General features: G+C 39.3%; 21 protein-coding genes and 1 other annotated feature (1 of these 22 cut by a window edge). All 21 genes read right to left on the bottom strand.

Annotation, left to right across the window (positions count from 1 at the left end):
- Positions 1-31 precede the first annotated feature (31 nt).
- The 21 genes from rplN to rplJ all read right to left on the bottom strand — a co-directional run bounded on the left by rplN (position 32) and on the right by rplJ (position 20,071).
- Entirely contained in the window at positions 32-400 is a 369-nt protein-coding gene (gene rplN / locus KSHG_RS13500) for a 50S ribosomal protein L14 (RefSeq protein WP_010307945.1), read from the bottom strand.
- 48 nt (positions 401-448) lie between these two features.
- Positions 449-712, bottom strand: a complete 264-nt coding sequence (gene rpsQ / locus KSHG_RS13505) for a 30S ribosomal protein S17 (RefSeq protein WP_010307948.1) — start codon at positions 710-712, stop codon at positions 449-451.
- 23 nt (positions 713-735) lie between these two features.
- On the bottom strand, positions 736-933 hold the full coding sequence (gene rpmC / locus KSHG_RS13510; protein WP_010307952.1) for a 50S ribosomal protein L29: 198 nt from the start codon (positions 931-933) through the stop codon (positions 736-738).
- Entirely contained in the window at positions 923-1,357 is a 435-nt protein-coding gene (rplP, locus tag KSHG_RS13515; RefSeq protein WP_010307956.1) for a 50S ribosomal protein L16, read from the bottom strand. The genes rpmC and rplP overlap by 11 nt, the downstream gene beginning before the upstream one ends.
- 2 nt (positions 1,358-1,359) lie before the next feature.
- A complete protein-coding gene (gene rpsC / locus KSHG_RS13520) occupies positions 1,360-2,016 on the bottom strand; it encodes a 30S ribosomal protein S3 (RefSeq protein ID WP_010307960.1) in 657 nt (218 codons plus the stop codon).
- A gap of 3 nt (positions 2,017-2,019) precedes the next feature.
- Positions 2,020-2,367, bottom strand: a complete 348-nt coding sequence (gene rplV, locus KSHG_RS13525) for a 50S ribosomal protein L22 (RefSeq protein WP_010307964.1) — start codon at positions 2,365-2,367, stop codon at positions 2,020-2,022.
- A gap of 22 nt (positions 2,368-2,389) precedes the next feature.
- Positions 2,390-2,671 (bottom strand): 30S ribosomal protein S19, encoded by a 282-nt coding sequence (rpsS, locus tag KSHG_RS13530; RefSeq protein WP_010307968.1) that lies wholly within the window; start codon positions 2,669-2,671, stop codon positions 2,390-2,392.
- Positions 2,672-2,728: 57 nt separating this feature from the next.
- Entirely contained in the window at positions 2,729-3,559 is an 831-nt protein-coding gene (gene rplB / locus KSHG_RS13535) for a 50S ribosomal protein L2 (RefSeq protein WP_010307971.1), read from the bottom strand.
- A 40-nt stretch (positions 3,560-3,599) separates the two neighbouring features.
- Entirely contained in the window at positions 3,600-3,878 is a 279-nt protein-coding gene (gene rplW / locus KSHG_RS13540) for a 50S ribosomal protein L23 (protein WP_010307973.1), read from the bottom strand.
- Positions 3,878-4,501 (bottom strand): 50S ribosomal protein L4, encoded by a 624-nt coding sequence (gene rplD / locus KSHG_RS13545; protein ID WP_010307975.1) that lies wholly within the window; start codon positions 4,499-4,501, stop codon positions 3,878-3,880. Before rplD ends, rplW begins: the two co-directional genes overlap by 1 nt.
- Positions 4,502-4,527: 26 nt before the next feature.
- The gene (gene rplC, locus KSHG_RS13550) at positions 4,528-5,157 is read right to left on the bottom strand and encodes a 50S ribosomal protein L3 (protein WP_010307978.1); all 630 of its coding nucleotides are present in this window, start codon (positions 5,155-5,157) and stop codon (positions 4,528-4,530) included.
- Positions 5,158-5,209: 52 nt separating this feature from the next.
- Positions 5,210-5,518 carry a 30S ribosomal protein S10 gene (gene rpsJ / locus KSHG_RS13555; RefSeq protein ID WP_008406970.1) on the bottom strand — a complete coding sequence of 103 codons (309 nt, stop codon included), beginning with the start codon at positions 5,516-5,518 and terminating at the stop codon, positions 5,210-5,212.
- Between the two features lie 539 nt (positions 5,519-6,057).
- Complete coding sequence (gene tuf / locus KSHG_RS13560; protein ID WP_010308000.1) at positions 6,058-7,248, bottom strand: elongation factor Tu; 1,191 nt, start codon at positions 7,246-7,248, stop codon at positions 6,058-6,060.
- Positions 7,249-7,408: 160 nt separating this feature from the next.
- A complete protein-coding gene (gene fusA, locus KSHG_RS13565; RefSeq protein ID WP_010308004.1) occupies positions 7,409-9,487 on the bottom strand; it encodes an elongation factor G in 2,079 nt (692 codons plus the stop codon).
- 45 nt (positions 9,488-9,532) lie between these two features.
- Positions 9,533-10,003, bottom strand: a complete 471-nt coding sequence (rpsG, locus tag KSHG_RS13570; RefSeq protein ID WP_010308008.1) for a 30S ribosomal protein S7 — start codon at positions 10,001-10,003, stop codon at positions 9,533-9,535.
- Positions 10,004-10,043: 40 nt separating this feature from the next.
- The gene (gene rpsL / locus KSHG_RS13575; protein WP_010308011.1) at positions 10,044-10,463 is read right to left on the bottom strand and encodes a 30S ribosomal protein S12; all 420 of its coding nucleotides are present in this window, start codon (positions 10,461-10,463) and stop codon (positions 10,044-10,046) included.
- A 454-nt stretch (positions 10,464-10,917) separates the two neighbouring features.
- Complete coding sequence (rpoC, locus tag KSHG_RS13580) at positions 10,918-14,523, bottom strand: DNA-directed RNA polymerase subunit beta' (protein ID WP_010308016.1); 3,606 nt, start codon at positions 14,521-14,523, stop codon at positions 10,918-10,920.
- Positions 14,524-14,656: 133 nt separating this feature from the next.
- Entirely contained in the window at positions 14,657-18,208 is a 3,552-nt protein-coding gene (gene rpoB, locus KSHG_RS13585; protein ID WP_010308019.1) for a DNA-directed RNA polymerase subunit beta, read from the bottom strand.
- A gap of 249 nt (positions 18,209-18,457) precedes the next feature.
- Positions 18,458-19,057 (bottom strand): class I SAM-dependent methyltransferase, encoded by a 600-nt coding sequence (locus KSHG_RS13590; RefSeq protein ID WP_010308022.1) that lies wholly within the window; start codon positions 19,055-19,057, stop codon positions 18,458-18,460.
- Positions 19,058-19,134: 77 nt separating this feature from the next.
- Positions 19,135-19,494, bottom strand: coding sequence for a 50S ribosomal protein L7/L12 (gene rplL / locus KSHG_RS13595; RefSeq protein ID WP_010308025.1), 360 nt, complete (start codon positions 19,492-19,494; stop codon positions 19,135-19,137).
- 76 nt (positions 19,495-19,570) lie between these two features.
- Positions 19,571-20,071 (bottom strand): 50S ribosomal protein L10, encoded by a 501-nt coding sequence (gene rplJ / locus KSHG_RS13600; RefSeq protein ID WP_010308028.1) that lies wholly within the window; start codon positions 20,069-20,071, stop codon positions 19,571-19,573.
- A 33-nt stretch (positions 20,072-20,104) separates the two neighbouring features.
- Positions 20,105-20,127, bottom strand: a sequence feature (ribosomal protein L10 leader region) (it continues 123 nt past the right edge of the window).

Consider the following 20,127-nt stretch of genomic DNA (forward strand, 5'->3'; position numbering starts at 1 on the left):
GTCGCACCTCCTTGTTGGCACTTTCCTGAAATTAAAGAACTTCCGGAGCTAATGAAACGATTTTCATGAAGTTGTCATCACGTAGTTCACGTGCAACTGGTCCGAAAATACGAGTTCCGCGAGGTGATTTATCATCACGGATAATTACGCATGCGTTTTCATCAAATTTGATGTAAGTACCGTCATTACGACGAACGCCTGACTTAGTACGAACGATAACAGCTTTCACTACTTCGCCCTTCTTGACAACGCCACCTGGTGTTGCTTTCTTAACAGTACAAACGATAACATCACCGATGTTAGCAGTTTTACGGCCAGAACCACCTAGTACTTTGATAGTTAATACTTCTTTAGCACCTGAGTTGTCGGCAACTTTTAAACGACTTTCTTGTTGAATCACTTAGGTTACCTCCCTTCGGATCTTTATTAAATAAATTACCGAAATTTATTAGATAATAACCGCTTCTTCTACAACTTCAACTAAACGGAAACGTTTAGTAGCTGATAGCGGACGAGTTTCCATAATACGTACGATGTCTCCAACTTTTGCAGTGTTGTTTTCATCATGCGCTTTAAATTTCTTAGAGTATTTTACACGTTTACCGTAAAGTGAGTGTTTCTTGTAAGTTTCGACTACAACTGTAACAGTTTTGTCCATTTTATCAGAAACAACGCGGCCTGTGTAAACTTTGCGTTGATTACGCTCAGTCATGATTGCAAACCTCCTTTATCAGTTTAATCTGCACTGATTTCTCTTTCACGAATAACAGTTTTCATACGAGCGATTGCTTTACGCACTTCGCGGATACGAGCTGTGTTTTCTAATTGACCAGTCGCTAATTGGAAGCGAAGGTTGAAAAGCTCTTCTTTCAGTGATTTCACTTTGCCTTCTAGTTCAACAGTTGCAAGTTCACGGATTTCATTAGCCTTCATTAGATTCACCACCAATTTCTTCACGTTTAATGATCTTACATTTTACTGGTAACTTGTGAGATGCTAAACGTAGTGCTTCGCGGGCTACTTCTTCAGTAACGCCACCGATTTCGAACATTACACGACCTGGTTTTACAACTGCTACCCAACCTTCAGGAGCACCTTTACCAGAACCCATACGTACTTCTAGAGGCTTTTTAGTGTAAGGTTTGTGTGGGAAAATGTTAATCCATACTTTACCACCACGTTTTGTATAACGAGTCATAGCAATACGAGCAGCTTCAATTTGACGGTTAGTGATCCAGCTAGCTGTTTGAGCTTGTAAGCCGTATTCACCGAATGTTACTGTGTTGCCGCCTTTTGATTGACCACGCATTTTGCCACGGTGTACACGACGGTATTTAACGCGTTTTGGCAATAACATAATTATTTGCCTCCTTCCACAGAGTTCTTTTTAGTAGGAAGGACTTCACCACGGTAGATCCATACTTTAACACCTAATTTACCATAAGTAGTGTCTGCTTCGGCATGAGCATAATCAATGTCAGCACGAAGAGTATGAAGTGGAACAGTACCTTCACTATAGTGTTCAGCACGTGCGATATCAGCGCCACCTAAACGACCAGATACTTGAGTTTTGATACCTTTAGCACCTGCACGCATAGTACGTTGAATTGTTTGTTTTTGTGCACGACGGAATGATACACGGTTTTCTAATTGACGAGCGATGTTTTCAGCTACTAGACGAGCGTCAAGATCTGCACGTTTAATTTCAACAATGTTGATGTGTACGCGTTTGCCAGTCATGTTGTTAAGGGCTTTACGAAGTGATTCCACTTCTTGGCCGCCTTTACCAATTACCATACCTGGTTTAGCAGTATTAATTGTAATGTTGATGCGATTTGCTGCGCGTTCAATTTCTACTTTAGAAACTGAAGCTTCTTTTAAAGTTTCTTCGATGAATTTACGAACTTTGATATCTTCGTGAAGTAATGTTGCGTAATCTTTTTCAGCGTACCAACGAGATTCCCAATCACGAATGACACCAACACGTAAACCTATTGGATGTACTTTTTGACCCACGTATTATCCCTCCTTCTTCTCAGATACCACAAGTGTGATGTGGCTTGTACGTTTGTTAATTGCGCTAGCACGTCCTTGTGCGCGTGGACGGAAGCGTTTTAATGTTGCACCTTCGTCAACAAATACTTTAGAAATAACAAGGTTGTTAACATCTAAATCATAGTTGTGCTCTGCATTTGCGATTGCTGATTTTAAAACTTTTTCCACTACTGGAGAAGCAGCTTTTGGAGTATGTTTTAAGATAGCAATAGCTTCACCGACTTGTTTACCTCGGATTAAGTCTACTACTAGACGTACTTTACGAGGAGCAATGCGAACTGTGCGAGCGATAGCTTTAGCTTCTTGTTGCATTATAGTTTACCTCCCCTCTTAATTAGCGTACTTTAGTTGATTTATCGTCCCCACCGTGACCTTTGAAAGTACGTGTTGGAGCGAATTCACCTAATTTATGACCTACCATATCTTCTGTTACGTATACAGGAACGTGTTTACGTCCGTCATATACTGCAATTGTTTCACCGATAAAGTTCGGGAAGATAGTAGAACGACGAGACCAAGTTTTAATAACTTTTTTCTTTTCAGAATTATTTGATGCTTCTACCTTTTTCATAAGGTGTTCATCAATAAATGGTCCTTTTTTCAAGCTACGAGCCATTTCGGAACCTCCCTCCATGATTGAATTGCGTTCCCGAAGAAACGCAATTCAATCACATTATTTTTTACGAGAACGAATGATAAATTTGCTAGATTTAGCTCTTTTACTACGAGTTTTATAACCCATTGCAGGTTTACCCCAAGGAGTCATTGGAGATTTACGTCCGATTGGAGCTTTACCTTCACCACCACCATGTGGGTGATCGTTAGGGTTCATTACAGAACCACGAACAGTTGGGCGTTTACCCATCCAGCGTTTACGTCCAGCTTTACCAATTTTGATTAATTCGTGTTGTTCATTACCAACTTCACCGATTGTAGCACGGCAAGTGTTAAGGACCATACGAACTTCACCAGATTGTAAGCGTACGATTACGTATTTATCTTCTTTACCTAATACTTGAGCAGATGTACCTGCAGAACGTACTAGTTGTCCACCTTTACCAGGTTTTAACTCGATATTGTGGATTGTTGTACCCATTGGAATGTTAGAGATAGGTAATGTGTTACCTACTTTAATATCTGCTTCTGGACCAGAAACGATAGTCATGCCAACTTCTAGACCTTTCGGAGCTAGGATATAACGTTTTTCACCATCAGCATAGTTAATTAATGCGATGTTTGCAGATCGGTTAGGATCATATTCGATAGTAGCTACTTTACCTACGATACCATCTTTATTACGTTTGAAATCGATGATACGGTATTGTTTCTTGTGGCCACCACCATTATGACGAACAGTGATTTTACCCTGGTTATTACGACCAGCTTTGCGTTTTTTAGAAACTAATAATGATTTCTCAGGTGTATTAGTAGTGATTTCAGCAAAGTCAGATGACGTCATGTTACGACGGCCATTTGTGGTTGGTTTGTACTTTTTAATCGCCATGTGTATTCCCTCCTTTATAAATTAAAAATGCAATCTATAATTACATTTCGAATAATTCGATTTCGCCTTCAGCTAAAGTTACGATAGCTTTACGACGTTTGTTTGTTAAACCAGTGTAGCGGCCAACGCGTTTCTTTTTACCTTTAACGTTCATAATGTTTACATTAGAAACTTTAACGCCAAAGATAGATTCAACTGCATCTTTCACTTCTGTTTTGTTGGCACGAGTGTCAACTTCGAATGTGTATTTTTGTTCTGCCATAAGTTCTGAAGAGCGCTCAGTGATGACAGGACGTTTTAGTACTTCACGTGCTTCCATTAACCAAGCACCTCCTCAATTTTAGCTACAGCGTCTTTAGTGATAACAACTTTGTTTGCAGATACTAGATCTAAAACGTTGATACCTTCAGCTGTTAGAACAGTTACGCCTGGGATGTTACGAGCAGATAATGCTACGTTTTCATTCACGTCAGCAGTAACGATAAGTGATTTAGTTTCTACTGATAAATCAGCAAGAACTTTCACGAATTCTTTAGTTTTTGGTGCATCTAGAGTTAGAGCATCAACTACTAAGAAGTTTGTTTCAGCAACTTTAGTTGAAAGAGCTGATTTAAGTGCTAAGCGACGAACTTTTTTAGGAAGTTTGTATGCATAGCTACGTGGAGTAGGACCGAATACGATACCACCGCCACGCCATTGTGGAGAGCGGATAGAACCTTGACGGGCACGGCCAGTACCTTTTTGACGCCATGGTTTACGACCACCACCAGAAACTTCTGAGCGACCTTTAGTTTTGTGAGTACCTTGACGTAAAGAAGCACGTTGTGCAACGATAGCGTCAAAAAGTACAGCTTCATTTGGTTCAATTCCGAAGATAGCATCGTTTAATTCGATTTCACCTACAGAAGAACCTGTTTGACTAAGTACATTTACTTTTGTCATTCCTGTTTCCTCCTTTCTTCGGAAAATTAGTTAGCTTTAATAGCAGATTTAACTGTTACTAATGCTTTTTTAGAACCAGGAACATTACCTTTAACAAGTAATAAGTTGCGTTCTACGTCAACTTTAATGATTTCTAAGTTTTGGATAGTTACAACGTTGCCACCCATTTGACCCGGTAAATTCTTTTGTTTGAATACGCGGTTTGGAGCAACTGGACCCATTGAACCTGGGCGACGGTGGTAACGAGAACCATGGGCCATTGGACCACGTGATTGTCCGTGACGTTTAATAACACCTTGGAACCCTTTACCTTTAGTAACACCTGTTACATCTACTACATCGCCTTCTGCGAAAATTTCAACTTTGACTTCTTGACCAATCTCGTAATCAGCTAAGTCAGCATTGCGAATTTCGCGAATGAAGCGCTTAGGAGCAGTGTTAGCTTTTGAAACGTGTCCTTGTTCTGGTTTGTTAGATAATTTTTCGCGTTTATCTTCGAAACCAATTTGGATTGCTTCGTAGCCGTCTGTTTCAGTTGTTTTCTTTTGAAGAACTACGTTTGGAGTAGCAGAGATAACTGTTACAGGGATTAAATCACCATTCTCAGCGAAGACTTGCGTCATACCGATTTTTCTACCTAAGATTCCTTTGGTCATGTGTCACACCTCCTGTGGATAATTAAAAAAGTTTTTTATTGTTTACCATGCATTATAATTTGATTTCAATATCAACGCCTGATGGTAAATCTAATTTCATTAACGCATCAACAGTTTGTGGTGTTGGGTTAACGATATCGATAAGACGTTTATGCGTACGCATTTCAAATTGTTCACGTGAGTCTTTATATTTGTGGACAGCACGTAAAATTGTATAAACAGAGCGTTCTGTTGGTAGTGGGATCGGACCTGATACACCAGCACCTGAACGTTTAGCAGTTTCTACGATTTTTTCAGCAGATTGATCTAAAATTCTGTGATCATATGCTTTTAAACGAATACGAATCTTTTGTTTTGCCATTATTTTCCCTCCTTTTCGCCTATTTCCTAGACAATTCTCCACGGAAATTTTCCAAACACTCGCCATGGCAATGCGGCCGGGTGTGTCGGTAACCTCCCGTTTCATCGCAGTCAAAGACCAACATTTATATTATACATAATATTTATATTATGTGCAACAACTTTCTTTTAAAAAATTAATTGCGCTATTCTATGCGGTTCTTCTCTAAATAATAATTTATTTCGCCTGCTTTTCAACGTTTTCTAGTATATAAAATTTTTCATAAGATAGCAACCCATTCCCCTTCATTAAAAAGAAGAGTAATTTTTCTGTTAATTAACTCATTTATTCGAAAACGCTTACGTTTGTAGTAGATTGCACTTCTTATAACATTGCGTAATTTTCCGATCTAACTTAAAAATAAATAGTTATTAAAAAGAAATTTCTTTATATAGAAGAAACACGTACTTCTTTTAAGAAAGAACAATAAAAAAAGAGTGTGCAGCATAAATGCTACACACTCTTTTATGAAAGTTAAATCAATCTAGTTAAAGAAAGAATTAAGCTTTTTCGATGTTAGAAACAACACCTGAACCAACTGTACGTCCACCTTCGCGGATTGAGAAACGAGTACCGTCTTCAATAGCGATTGGGTGAATTAATTCAATGTTCATTTTAGTGTTATCGCCAGGCATTACCATTTCAGTACCTTCTGGTAACGTGATTACACCAGTTACGTCAGTAGTACGGAAATAGAATTGTGGGCGGTAGTTAGAGAAGAATGGAGTATGACGTCCACCTTCTTCTTTTGATAACACGTAAACTTCTGCAGAGAATTTAGTGTGAGGTGTGATTGTACCTGGTTTAGCAAGTACTTGACCACGTTGGATATCTTCACGAGCAACACCACGTAATAAAGCACCGATGTTATCGCCAGCTTCAGCGTAATCTAATAATTTACGGAACATTTCAACACCTGTTACAGTAGTTTGAGCAGTTTCGTCAGTGATACCAACGATTTCAACAACATCGCCGACTTTAACTTGACCACGTTCAACACGGCCAGTTGCAACTGTACCACGACCAGTGATAGAGAATACATCTTCGACTGGCATCATGAATGGTTTGTCAGTTTGACGTTCTGGAGTTGGGATGTAAGAATCTACAGCGTCCATTAATTCAACGATCGCATTTTCCCATTTTTCTTCGCCTTCTAAAGCTTTAAGAGCTGAACCTTTGATTACAGGAACATCATCGCCAGGGAAGCCGTATTCAGATAATAAGTCACGAACTTCCATTTCAACTAATTCTAGTAATTCTTCGTCATCAACCATATCACATTTGTTTAAGAATACCACGATGTATGGTACACCAACGTTACGAGATAAAAGGATGTGTTCACGAGTTTGAGGCATTGGACCATCAGCAGCAGATACTACTAAGATCGCGCCATCCATTTGTGCAGCACCAGTGATCATGTTTTTAACATAATCGGCGTGTCCAGGACAGTCAACGTGAGCGTAGTGACGAGTGTCAGTTTCATATTCAATGTGAGAAGTGTTGATAGTGATACCGCGTTCTTTTTCTTCTGGAGCGTTATCGATATCAGCGTATGATTTAGCTTCACCGCCTTGTTTTTTAGCAAGAACAGTAGCGATTGCTGCAGTTAAAGTTGTTTTACCATGGTCAACGTGTCCGATTGTACCAATGTTAGCATGGGTTTTAGAACGGTCGAATTTTTCTTTAGCCATTTTAAATGTGCCTCCTAGGGTTTATAAAGTTTTTTAGTTATAAGTTTTATAGTCATATCTTCTTGTAAAACGGGCCCTGTATTACAAGAAAGATATAGCATACAAGTTATTTATACTTGAAAACAACGGAAATTTCAATTAAAAATTATTTAATTAGAAATTAACCTTTGTGTTTTTTGATAATTTCTTCTGAAACTGATTTTGGAACTTCTTCGTAGTGATCGAACACCATTGAGAATGTACCGCGACCTTGAGTAGATGAACGTAAAGTAGTTGCATACCCAAACATTTCAGCAAGAGGAACCATCGCACGAACGACTTGAGCGTTACCGCGAGCTTCCATACCTTCTACGCGTCCACGACGTGCAGTGATGTTACCCATAATATCGCCAAGATATTCTTCTGGCATTACAACTTCTACTTTCATAACTGGTTCTAAAAGAACTGGGTTACAAGCAGTTGCTGCTTTTTTAACTGCAAGTGATGCAGCCACTTTAAATGCCATTTCATTTGAATCGACATCATGGTATGAACCATCAACAAGGCGAGCTTTAACGTCGATTAGAGGGAAACCTGCTAATACACCGTTTGCTAATGCGTCTTTAAGTCCTGCTTCTACAGCTGGGATGTATTCACGAGGAACTACACCACCAACGATAGCGTTTTCGAACTCAAAGCCTTTACCTTCTTCATTTGGTGAGAATTCGATATGAACATCACCGTATTGACCACGACCACCAGATTGGCGAGCGAATTTACCTTGAACTTTAGCCGCTTGGCGGAAAGTTTCACGGTAAGATACTTGAGGAGCACCTACGTTAGCTTCAACGTGGAATTCACGTTTCATACGGTCAACTAAGATATCTAAGTGAAGTTCACCCATACCTGAGATGATTGTTTCACCAGTTTCAACGTCAGTGTGAGCGCGGAAAGTTGGATCTTCTTCTTGAAGTTTTTGTAGGGCTTGACCCATTTTATCTTGGTCAGCTTTAGATTTAGGTTCAACAGATAGAGAAATAACTGGTTCTGGGAATTCCATAGATTCAAGGATAACTAAGCTATCTTCTGCACATAGAGTATCACCAGTAGTTGTAGCTTTAAGACCTACTGCAGCAGCAATGTCACCAGCGTAAACTTCAGAGATTTCTTCACGGCTGTTAGCGTGCATTTGTAGGATACGACCTACGCGTTCACGTTTACCTTTTGAAGAGTTTTGTACGTATGAACCAGATTGAAGAACACCAGAATATACACGGAAGAAAGTTAATTTACCAACATAAGGGTCAGTCATAACTTTAAACGCAAGTGCAGAGAATGGTTCATCATCAGAAGAATGACGTACGATTTCTTCGTCTCCATCAACAGATGTACCTTTAATAGATTCAACATCTGTTGGTGCTGGAAGGTAGTCAATTACTGCATCAAGCATTAATTGAACACCTTTATTTTTAAATGCAGTACCACATACTACTGGGTAGAATTCTACTGATAAAGTAGCTTTACGAATAGCTGCTTTTAATTCTTCTTTAGTGATTTCTTCACCAGCGAAGTATTTTTCCATTAGATCTTCATCTAATTCAGCAACTGCTTCGATAAGTTTTTCGTGGTATTCATCTGCTTGTTCTTTGAATTCAGCAGGGATTTCTTTAACTTCTGCGTGAGAACCGTCATCGCCCTCTTTGTAGAAAGTAGCGTTCATTTCTACTAAGTCAATGATAGCGTGGAACTCGTCTTCAGCACCGATTGGTAATTGAATTGGATGAGCGTTTGCTTCTAAACGTTCATGTAAAGTTCCTACAGAGTATAAGAAGTTCGCACCGATTTTATCCATTTTGTTAATGAATACGATACGTGGTACGCCGTAAGTTGTAGCTTGACGCCATACTGTTTCAGTTTGTGGTTCTACACCTGATTGAGCATCAAGTACAGTAACCGCACCATCAAGTACACGAAGAGAACGTTCAACTTCAACAGTGAAGTCTACGTGTCCTGGTGTATCGATAATGTTTACACGGTGGCCTTTCCATTGGGCTGTTGTCGCAGCAGAAGTGATAGTGATACCACGTTCTTGCTCTTGCTCCATCCAGTCCATTTGAGAAGCGCCTTCATGAGTTTCACCGATTTTGTGAATCTTACCAGTGTAATAAAGGATACGCTCAGTAGTTGTTGTTTTACCAGCATCAATGTGAGCCATGATTCCGATATTACGAGTGTTCTCAAGTGAGAATTCTCTAGTCATGCGGAATTTCTCCTTCCATAATGGATATTTAGTATAGGATAAATCTTACCAGCGGTAGTGAGCGAATGCTTTGTTGGCTTCAGCCATTTTGTGCATATCTTCACGTTTTTTAACTGCCGCACCAGTGTTGTTAGAAGCGTCAAGTACTTCATTAGCAAGACGTTCTTCCATAGTTTTTTCGCCACGAAGACGAGAAGCGTTTACTAAATAACGAAGACCTAAAGTAGTACGACGTTCTGGACGAACTTCTACTGGTACTTGATAGTTTGCACCACCGACACGGCGAGCACGAACTTCAAGAACTGGCATTACGTTTTCTAATGCTGCTTCAAATACTTCTAGAGGATCTTTACCAGCACGTTCTTTAACTAAATCGAACGCTCCGTATAAGATTTTTTGAGAAGTACCTTTTTTACCATCTACCATCAATTTGTTGATTAAACGAGTTACTAGTTTTGAATTATAAAGTGGATCTGGTAACACGTCACGTTTGGAAACAGGACCTTTACGAGGCATGTGTTTTCCTCCTTTCAAGCATTAAATACTTATTTTAAGATTATTTTTTTTCTTTTGGTTTTTTAGCACCGTATAATGAACGTGATTGCATACGTCCTTGTACAGCTGCAGTATCAAGAGCACCACGAACTACGTGATAACGTACCCCTGGTAAATCTTTTACGCGTCCGCCACGGATAAGAACAACACTGTGTTCTTGTAAGTTATGGCCTTCACCAGGAATATAAGCGTTAACTTCGATTTGGTTAGTTAAACGTACACGAGCGTACTTACGTAACGCTGAGTTAGGTTTTTTAGGTGTCATTGTACCAACACGAGTACAAACACCACGTTTTTGTGGTGAGTTAACATCAGTTAAGCTTTTAGCAAAGCTGTTGTAGCCTTTGTTTAAAGCTGGTGAATTAGATTTCTTACTTTTGGATTGACGAGGCTTACGTACTAATTGGTTAATTGTAGGCATCGATATGTCCTCCTCTCATTGCTTTGTTTAAATCCACACATCCAGGTGGTTCATTTTTAGTTAAAAACAAAAGCTTTTGCGTGATCTGCGCAAAAACTACAATTCAGTATTTCCTTTTACAGTGGCATTTTACATGAGCGTGATTATCTCTACCAAGAGTCTGCCTGGTTATTCAATGCAACGGGAACACCAAAATTTGTGCCGTCGCACCGCATGCGTGGTTTATTCACCTGTTACATCTTAGAGTAACAACGCTACGTTCCACGACCAACCGTATCTGTGCTTACTGTCTGCTTATTAACATGGATTATTGTTTTATTTTTTCCCTTAGACGTTTCGTCCATGAAATGATAGACAATCAACTATCAACCTAAAATATATTATCATTGTATACAAACGTTGTCAACTAAATAAAAAACCCTAGCGAAAATCGCTAGGGTTTTTTACTGATTTATTATTCAGCAGAAGTTGCTTCTTCTTTAGATTGTGCTGCTGGACCGGCAAGTTCGATTTGACGGTAGCGTTGCATACCTGTACCAGCTGGTACAAGTTTACCAAGAATAACATTTTCTTTAAGGCCAAGTAATTCATCACGTTTACCTTTGATTGCTGCATCCGTTAACACACGAGTTGTTTCTTGGAATGAAGCCGCAGATAAGAATGATTCAGTTTCTAATGAAGCTTTAGTAATACCTAAGATTACCGGACGACAAGTAGCAGGTGCTTTGTCACCAGCCATTAAGATCGCGCGGTTTGCTTCAGTGAATTGGTGGATATCAACAAGAGATCCTGGTAGCAATTCAGTGTCACCAGCTTCGATAATACGAACTTTACGTAACATTTGACGTACCATTACTTCGATGTGTTTATCACCGATTTCTACACCTTGCATACGGTATACTTTTTGTACTTCTTTTAGTAAATATTTTTCTACAGTTGCTACATCTGTAACTTTGATCAATTGTTTTGGATCAATTGAACCTTGAGTCAACATTTGACCGTGTGACACTTGGTCGCCTTCTTGAACTAATAAACGAGCGTTGTATGGAGCTGTGTATTTACGAGATTCGATTGGGCTTTGGATTGTAATTTCTTTCAAGCCTTCGCGAATTTCTTCGATTTCTACAATAGTACCTGAAATCTCAGTAATTAAAGCTTGACCTTTAGGATTACGAGATTCGAAAATTTCTTGGATACGAGGTAAACCTTGAGTGATATCGGCACCGGCAACCCCACCTGTATGGAAAGTACGCATTGTTAACTGTGTACCTGGTTCCCCGATAGATTGGGCAGCGATAATACCAACTGCTTCCCCTACTTCTACTTCGTCACCAGTAGCTAAGTTCATACCGTAACATTTTTTACATACGCCGTGTTTCGTGTTACATGTGAAAGCAGAACGGATTGTAACTGTTTCGATACCAGCTTCAGCGATTTTACGAGCAAGTTCAGCTGTGATTAATTCATCAGGTGCAACGATTACTTCGCCAGTTTGCGGGTTAACAATCGTTTTCTTAGCATAACGGCCTAAGACACGTTCTTCTAATGTTTCGATTAATTCGTTACCTTCTTTAAGGGCAGAAATCTCAAGGCCTTTATCTGTACCACAGTCGTCTTCACGGATAATAACATCTTGTGCAACGTCAACAAGACGACGAGTAAGATAACCTGAATCGGCTGTTTTAAGTGCTGTATCGGCAAGACCTTTACGAGCACCATGGGTAGAGATGAAGTACTCTAATACCGTTAAACCTTCACGGAATGAAGATTTGATTGGTAATTCGATAATACGACCAGCCGGGTTGGCCATCAGACCACGCATACCAGCTAATTGCGTAAAGTTAGATGCGTTACCACGGGCACCTGAGTCACTCATCATGAAGATAGGGTTAGTATCTGGAAGAGATTTCATCAGTTTAGATTGAATAACATCTTTTGCGTCACTCCAGAATGAGATAACACGATCATAACGTTCGTCTTCAGTAATTAAACCACGACGGAATTGTTTTTGAACTTTATCTACATTTACTTGAGCTTCATGTAAAATTTCTTGTTTATCTGGTAATACGATGATATCTGAAATACCAATTGAAATACCAGCTTTTGTAGAATATTTAAAGCCTAAGTTTTTAAGACGATCTAACATTTTAGATGTTTCTGTAATGTGATAGCGATCGAATACTTCGGCAATAACTTTACCAAGATATTTTTTAGTGAATGGTTTAGAAACTTCCATTTCTGCTAAGTGTTCTTTAACATTCGTAGTCGTTGGTACGAAGTATTTATCTGCAATACCAACTTGTAAATTATCAGTAGTTGGTTCGTTAATGTAAGGGAAATCAGAATATAAGATTTCATTGAAAATAACTTTACCAACAGATGTAATTAATAATTGTTTATTTTGTTCTTCAGTGAATGTGTTGTTGTTAAGAGATGCAGCACGAATCGCAATACGAGTGTGTAAATGCACTTCGTTGTTTTCGTATGCAACATTTAATTCATCACGATCAGCGAATACTGTACCTTCACCGATAGCACCTTTACGTTCAAGAGTTAGGTAGTAGTTACCTAAGACCATATCTTGAGATGGCGTTACTACTGGTTTACCATCTTTAGGGTTCAAGATGTTTTGTGCGGCAAGCATTAATAAACGAGCTTCAGCTTGGGCTTCAGCAGAAAGTGGAACGTGGACCGCCATTTGGTCACCATCGAAATCGGCATTGTAGGCAGTACATACTAATGGGTGTAAGCGGATTGCTTTACCTTCAATTAGTGTTGGTTCGAACGCTTGAATACCAAGACGGTGAAGAGTTGGTGCACGGTTCAGTAATACTGGGTGTTCGCGCATGATGTCTTCTAAAACATCCCAAACTTCTTCTTTTTGACGTTCGATGCTACGTTTAGCAGATTTGATGTTGTGAGCTAAGCCACGTTCAACTAATTCTTTCATTAAGAAAGGTTTGAACAATTCGATTGCCATACCTTTTGGTAAACCACATTGGTACATTTTTAAAGATGGACCAACAACGATTACAGAACGACCAGAGTAATCGACACGTTTACCTAATAAGTTTTGACGGAAACGACCTTGTTTACCTTTTAACATATGAGAAAGAGATTTTAATGGACGGTTACCAGGACCTGTAACAGGACGGCCACGACGACCATTATCAATTAATGCATCAACAGCTTCTTGTAACATACGTTTTTCATTTTGAACGATGATGCCAGGAGCACCTAAGTCTAATAAACGTTTTAAACGGTTGTTACGGTTGATGACACGACGATATAAATCATTTAAATCAGATGTTGCGAAACGACCACCATCAAGTTGTACCATTGGACGTAATTCTGGAGGAATTACTGGTAGTACATCTAAAATCATCCATTCTGGACGGTTGCCAGAGTGGTGGAATGATTCAACAACTTCTAAACGTTTAATAGCGCGTGTACGACGTTGTCCTTGAACAGTTTTTAACTCTTCTTTAAGTTCAATTGATTCTTTTTCTAAATCAATTTCTCTTAATAAGTCTTTAATCGCTTCTGCACCCATTGCAGCTTTGAATGTATTACCGAATTTTTCACGGTAAGCACGATATTCTTTTTCAGAAAGAAGTTGTTTCTTCTCTAAAGGAGTATCGCCAGATTCAATTACTACATAAGAAGCAAAGTAAATTACTTCTTCAAGTGCACGTGGAGACATATCTAAGATAAGTCCCATACGACTTGGAATACCTTTGAAGTACCAAATGTGTGATACTGGTGCTGCTAATTCAATGTGACCCATACGTTCACGACGAACTTTTGCACGTGTGACTTCTACGCCACAACGGTCACAAACGACACCTTTATAACGTACACGTTTGTATTTACCACAGTGACATTCCCAGTCTTTTGTTGGTCCAAAGATACGTTCACAGAACAAACCATCTTTTTCTGGTTTTAAAGTACGATAGTTAATTGTTTCGGGCTTCTTAACTTCACCGTAAGACCAAGAACGGATCTTATCAGGTGAAGCCAGACCAATTTTCATATATTCAAAATTATTAACGTCTATCAAGGAGCCTACCTCCCTCTAGTAATGAAGTCATTTTTGACTTTTTAATTAGCTCGACGACTGATTTTTAGTTTATAAACGGGAAGTAGGACAAGCCCAAAAGAGGTCCTGTCCATGTCCCGTAAAAGTTTAAATCTTATTGTTCAGAAGAAGTTTCTTTTGCTTCTTCTTTTTTAGCAGCGATGTTTAATGAGTCAGCTGATGGAACATCATCTTCTTCATCATCACGTAATTCAACTTCTTCATCATTGATGTTTAACATTTTCACGTCTAGACCTAATGATTGAAGTTCTTTAATTAATACTTTGAATGATTCTGGAACGCCTGGTTCTGGAACTGGTTCACCTTTAACGATTGCTTCATATGTTTTCACACGACCTACAACGTCATCTGATTTAACAGTTAAGATTTCTTGAAGTGTGTGCGCAGCACCATATGCTTCAAGAGCCCAAACTTCCATTTCACCGAAACGTTGTCCACCAAATTGAGCTTTACCACCCAATGGTTGTTGCGTAACAAGTGAATATGGTCCAGTTGAACGTGCGTGAAGTTTATCATCAACCATGTGCGCAAGTTTGATCATATACATAACCCCAACTGATACGCGGTTGTCGAACGCTTCACCAGAACGTCCATCATAAAGAATTGTTTTACCGTCACGGTTCATGCCGGCTTCTTCCATTGTATGCCATACGTCTTCATCAGTAGCACCATCAAATACCGGTGTAGCCATGTGTACGCCTAAATAGCGTGCAGCCATACCTAAATGTAATTCAAGTACTTGTCCGATGTTCATACGTGATGGTACACCTAATGGGTTAAGCATGATGTCGACTGGTGTACCGTCTGGTAAGAATGGCATATCTTCTTCTGGAAGAATACGAGAGATAACCCCTTTGTTACCATGACGGCCGGCCATTTTATCCCCAACGCGAATTTTACGTTTTTGAACGATATAAACGCGAACCATTTGGTTTACACCTGGAGATAATTCGTCGCCATCTTCACGGTGGAATACTTTAACATCAAGTACAATACCACCAGAACCATGAGGAACACGTAGTGAAGTATCACGTACTTCACGAGCTTTTTCACCGAAGATTGCATGTAATAAACGTTCTTCAGCAGTAAGTTCTGTTACACCTTTAGGCGTTACTTTACCTACTAAGATATCGCCATCATTAACTTCAGCACCGATACGGATAATACCACGGTCATCTAAGTTACGAAGCGCTTCTTCGCCGACATTCGGAATATCACGAGTGATTTCTTCAGGTCCAAGTTTTGTATCACGAGCTTCTGATTCGTATTCTTCAATATGAACAGAAGTGTATACATCATTTTTCACTAAACGTTCGTTCATGATAACGGCATCTTCATAGTTGTAACCGTTCCAAGTCATGAATGCCACGACTACGTTACGGCCAAGTGCAAGTTCACCTTTTTCCATTGAAGGACCATCTGCAAGGATGTCACGTGGTTGAACACGATCGCCTACTTTAACTAACGGACGTTGGTTGATAGATGTACCATGGTTAGAACGAGTGAATTTTTGTAATTTATAACGAACTAAATCGCCTTTAACTTCTTTACCATCTACTTCTTCGATTGTACGAACTGAGATGTAACGAGCTTCAACGTGCTCAACGATACCTTTGTATTTAGCTACAACTGCGGCACCTGAATCACGACCGTTGACGTGTTCCATACCAGTACCAACGAATGGTGCTTCTGGGTTTAGAAGTGGAACAGCTTGACGTTGCATGTTGGCACCCATAAGAGCACGGTTAGAGTCATCGTTTTCTAAGAATGGGATACATGCTGTTGCAGCAGATACTACTTGTTTAGGAGATACGTCCATATAATCTACAGTATCGCGTTTGAATACTGAGTTATCACCACGGAAACGACCTACTACTTCTTCCTCAGCAAATGTACCATCTTCACTAAGTGGTGAGTTTGCTTGAGCAACTACGTAGTTATCTTCTTCGTCTGCTGTAAGGTAATCGATATGTTCTGTAATTTTTCCTGTTTCAGGGTCAACACGACGATATGGTGTTTCGATGAAACCGAATGGATTTACTTTTGCATATGATGATAGAGAGTTAATTAAACCAATGTTTGGACCCTCTGGTGTTTCGATTGGACACATACGGCCATAGTGAGAATAGTGAACGTCACGTACTTCGAAACCAGCACGTTCACGTGTTAAACCACCAGGTCCTAATGCAGAAAGACGACGTTTGTGCGTTAATTCTGCTAATGGGTTCGTTTGGTCCATAAATTGTGATAATTGAGAGCTACCGAAGAATTCTTTAATAGCCGCAATTACTGGACGGATATTGATCAATTGTTGTGGAACAATTGCAGCAGTATCATTGATAGACATACGTTCACGTACAACACGTTCCATACGAGATAAACCGATACGGAATTGGTTTTGTAGTAATTCGCCTACTGAACGTAAACGACGGTTACCTAGGTGATCGATATCATCAGTATCGCCCACACCGTGTAATAAGTTAAAGAAGTAAGAAACAGAAGCTACTACGTCAGCTGGAGTAAGATGTTTTACTTCATCATCGATATAAGCGTTGCTAATAACTTTAATTTCTTTTTGAGACTCATCATTTGGTGCAAAGATTTTAACTTCTTGTACAAGAATATCGCCTTCGATGATGCCGCCCACTTTAGAAAGTGTTTTGAAGTTTACGCCGCCTTCTAGGAATGGCGTAATGCGGTCTAACACACGACGATCGATTACTGTACCTTTTTCCGCTAAGATTTCCCCAGTTTCAGGGTTCACTAATGTTTCAGCCAATGTTTGGTTGAATAGGCGGTTTTTAATATGAAGTTTTTTGTTCATTTTGTAACGACCTACAGCTGCTAAATCGTAGCGTTTAGGGTCGAAGAAACGAGAATACAATAGGTTTTGAGCTGATTCTACTGTAGGTGGTTCACCTGGACGTAGACGTTCATAGATTTCTAATAGTGCTTTTTCAGTACTATCAGTGTTATCTTTTTCTAAAGTATTACGTAAATACTCGTTGTCGCCAACAAGTTCGATAATTTCTTGATCTGATGCAAAACCTAATGCACGTAATAATACCGTTGCAGGTAATTTACGTGTACGGTCGATACGAACGTAGACAACATCTTTAGCGTCTGTTTCGTATTCAAGCCATGCACCACGGTTAGGAATGACTGTAGCGCCGAAACCTTTTTTACCGTTTTTATCTGTTTTATCGTGATAGTATACACTTGGTGATCTTACTAATTGGGAAACGATAACGCGTTCTGCGCCGTTAATAACGAAAGTACCAGTTTCTGTCATAAGTGGGAAGTCACCCATGAATACTTCTTGTTCTTTAACTTCGTCAGTTTCCTTATTATGAAGACGTACTTTTACGCGAAGTGGTGCTGCGTAAGTAACGTCACGTTGTTTACATTCATCGACATCATATTTTGGTTCTCCAAGACTGTAGTCGACGAATTCTAGTGAAAGATTTCCTGTGAAGTCTTCAATCGGTGAAATATCGTGGAACATTTCACGTAAGCCTTCTTCTAAAAACCACTCGTTAGAAGCAGTTTGAATCTCGATAAGATTCGGAAGTTCTAGCACCTCTTTAATACGCGCGAAGCATCTACGCTGGCGGTGTTGTCCGTACTGAACTAGTTGACCTGTCAACTCATTCACCCCTCAATAAAGCGATATTAGATCTTGTGAATTGCAATTTTTCACAAGACAAAAAAGAAAACGAGTCTAAAATGATCTCATTTTCGATTAACCAAATTTAATTTTCAGCCATCCTATTGACTTTTTCGTCAAGTAGGCATACGACTTCAAATTAATATTTTTGCATTTTCTTATAATAACACAGCGTTTTTGTCAAGTCAATCTATAAATATTGACGAACAGTTTATTCAATTATTTAAGTTATTTCACTGCTTTAATAATCCAATACCCTTTTTCTTTATCGACTACTGTGACTTCTTTAAATTTCAACCCTAAATGATCTACAGTCGATGGTGCACCTTGTTTCTTTTGAATAACAATCCAAAGTTCTCCATCTTCTTTTAGTAATTCATAAGCTTGATCGTAAAAGCGGAAAATAGTTTGTTTACCGGCACGAATTGGCGGATTCGTCAAAACGCAAGCGACATCCTCTGTTTGAGCAACACTTAAAGCATCGCTCTCGTAAATACGCACATTTTGAACTCCGTTTAACTCAGCATTTTTACGTGCCAAGTTCATCGCACGATCATTGACATCCATCATATGAACGATGCGTTCCGGATAGCTTTTTGCGATTGATAAACCAATCGGGCCATAGCCACAACCTACGTCTAAAATATCCCCCTCGACATTTGGTAACTCAAATCGATCAATTAGCACACGGGATCCAAAATCTACCTCGCTTTTGCTAAAAACACCTGCATCGGTTTCAAATATAAAGGAAAATCCTCTCAGATTAAAGTTCCATCTACGCGGTTTACTCTCAACCCCAGGGTTTTTTGAATAATAATGATCTGGCATTTCGATGCCCTCCCATCACGTAAAATGAAGAAAAAGCCCGTCGCAATTGACGAGCTTTTTCAGTAAGTTAGTAGAAATTATTTAACTTCTACAGATGCGCCAACTTCTTCAAGTTTAGCTTTGATTTCTTCAGCTTCAGCTGCAGCTACAGCTTCTTTAAGAGCTTTAGGAGCGTTATCTACAACTTCTTTAGCTTCTTTAAGACCTAAGCCAGTGATTTCGCGAACCACTTTGATTACTTTAATTTTAGAATCACCAGCAGATGTTAATACTACATCGAATTCTGTTTTTTCTTCAGCAGCGCCAGCAGCAGCACCTGCAGCAGCTACAGGAGCAGCAGCAGTTACGCCGAATTCTTCTTCAATTGCTTTTACTAAGTCGTTTAATTCTAAAACTGTCATCTCTTTGATTGCAGCTAAGATTTGTTCTTGGTTCATTATGAGTTCCTCCTATATTGGAATCTAATTTTTTATTTTTTGTGCATCTCAAGATGCGGTGAAGACTAAGCAGCTATTAAGCGCCTTGTTCTTCTTTTTGGTCTGCAACAGCTTTTGTTGCAAGCGCGAAGTTGCGCATTGGTGCTTGTAGCACTGATAAAAGCATTGATAGTAAACCTTCGCGTGATGGAAGTTCTGCTAAAGCTTTTACTTCTTCTAAAGTAGAGAAGTTTCCTTCGATTAAACCAGCTTTAATTTCTAAAGCTTCGTTTTCTTTAGCGAAGTTATTGATAATACGTGCTGGAGCAACAACATCTTCGTTAGAAAATGCGATTGCGTTAGGACCAGTAAGTACTTCATTAAGTTCAGCGTGGCCAACTTGTTCAGTAGCACGGCGAACTAAAGTATTTTTGTATACTTTTAATTCAACGCCTGCTTCACGTAATTGTTTACGTAATTCAGTTACTTGACCAACAGTAAGACCGCGGTAATCTACTACGACTACAGATGCAGCGTTTTGGAATTTACCAACGATTTCTTCAACAACAGTTTGTTTTGCTTCTACTGCTTTGCTCATTATTGACACCTCCTATAAGAATGAGTCATTTATACCAACAAAAGAAAAGCTCCTCA

The organism is Kurthia senegalensis (assembly GCF_000285595.1).
In the GTDB taxonomy this organism is placed as follows: Bacteria; Bacillota; Bacilli; order Bacillales_A; family Planococcaceae; genus Kurthia; species Kurthia senegalensis.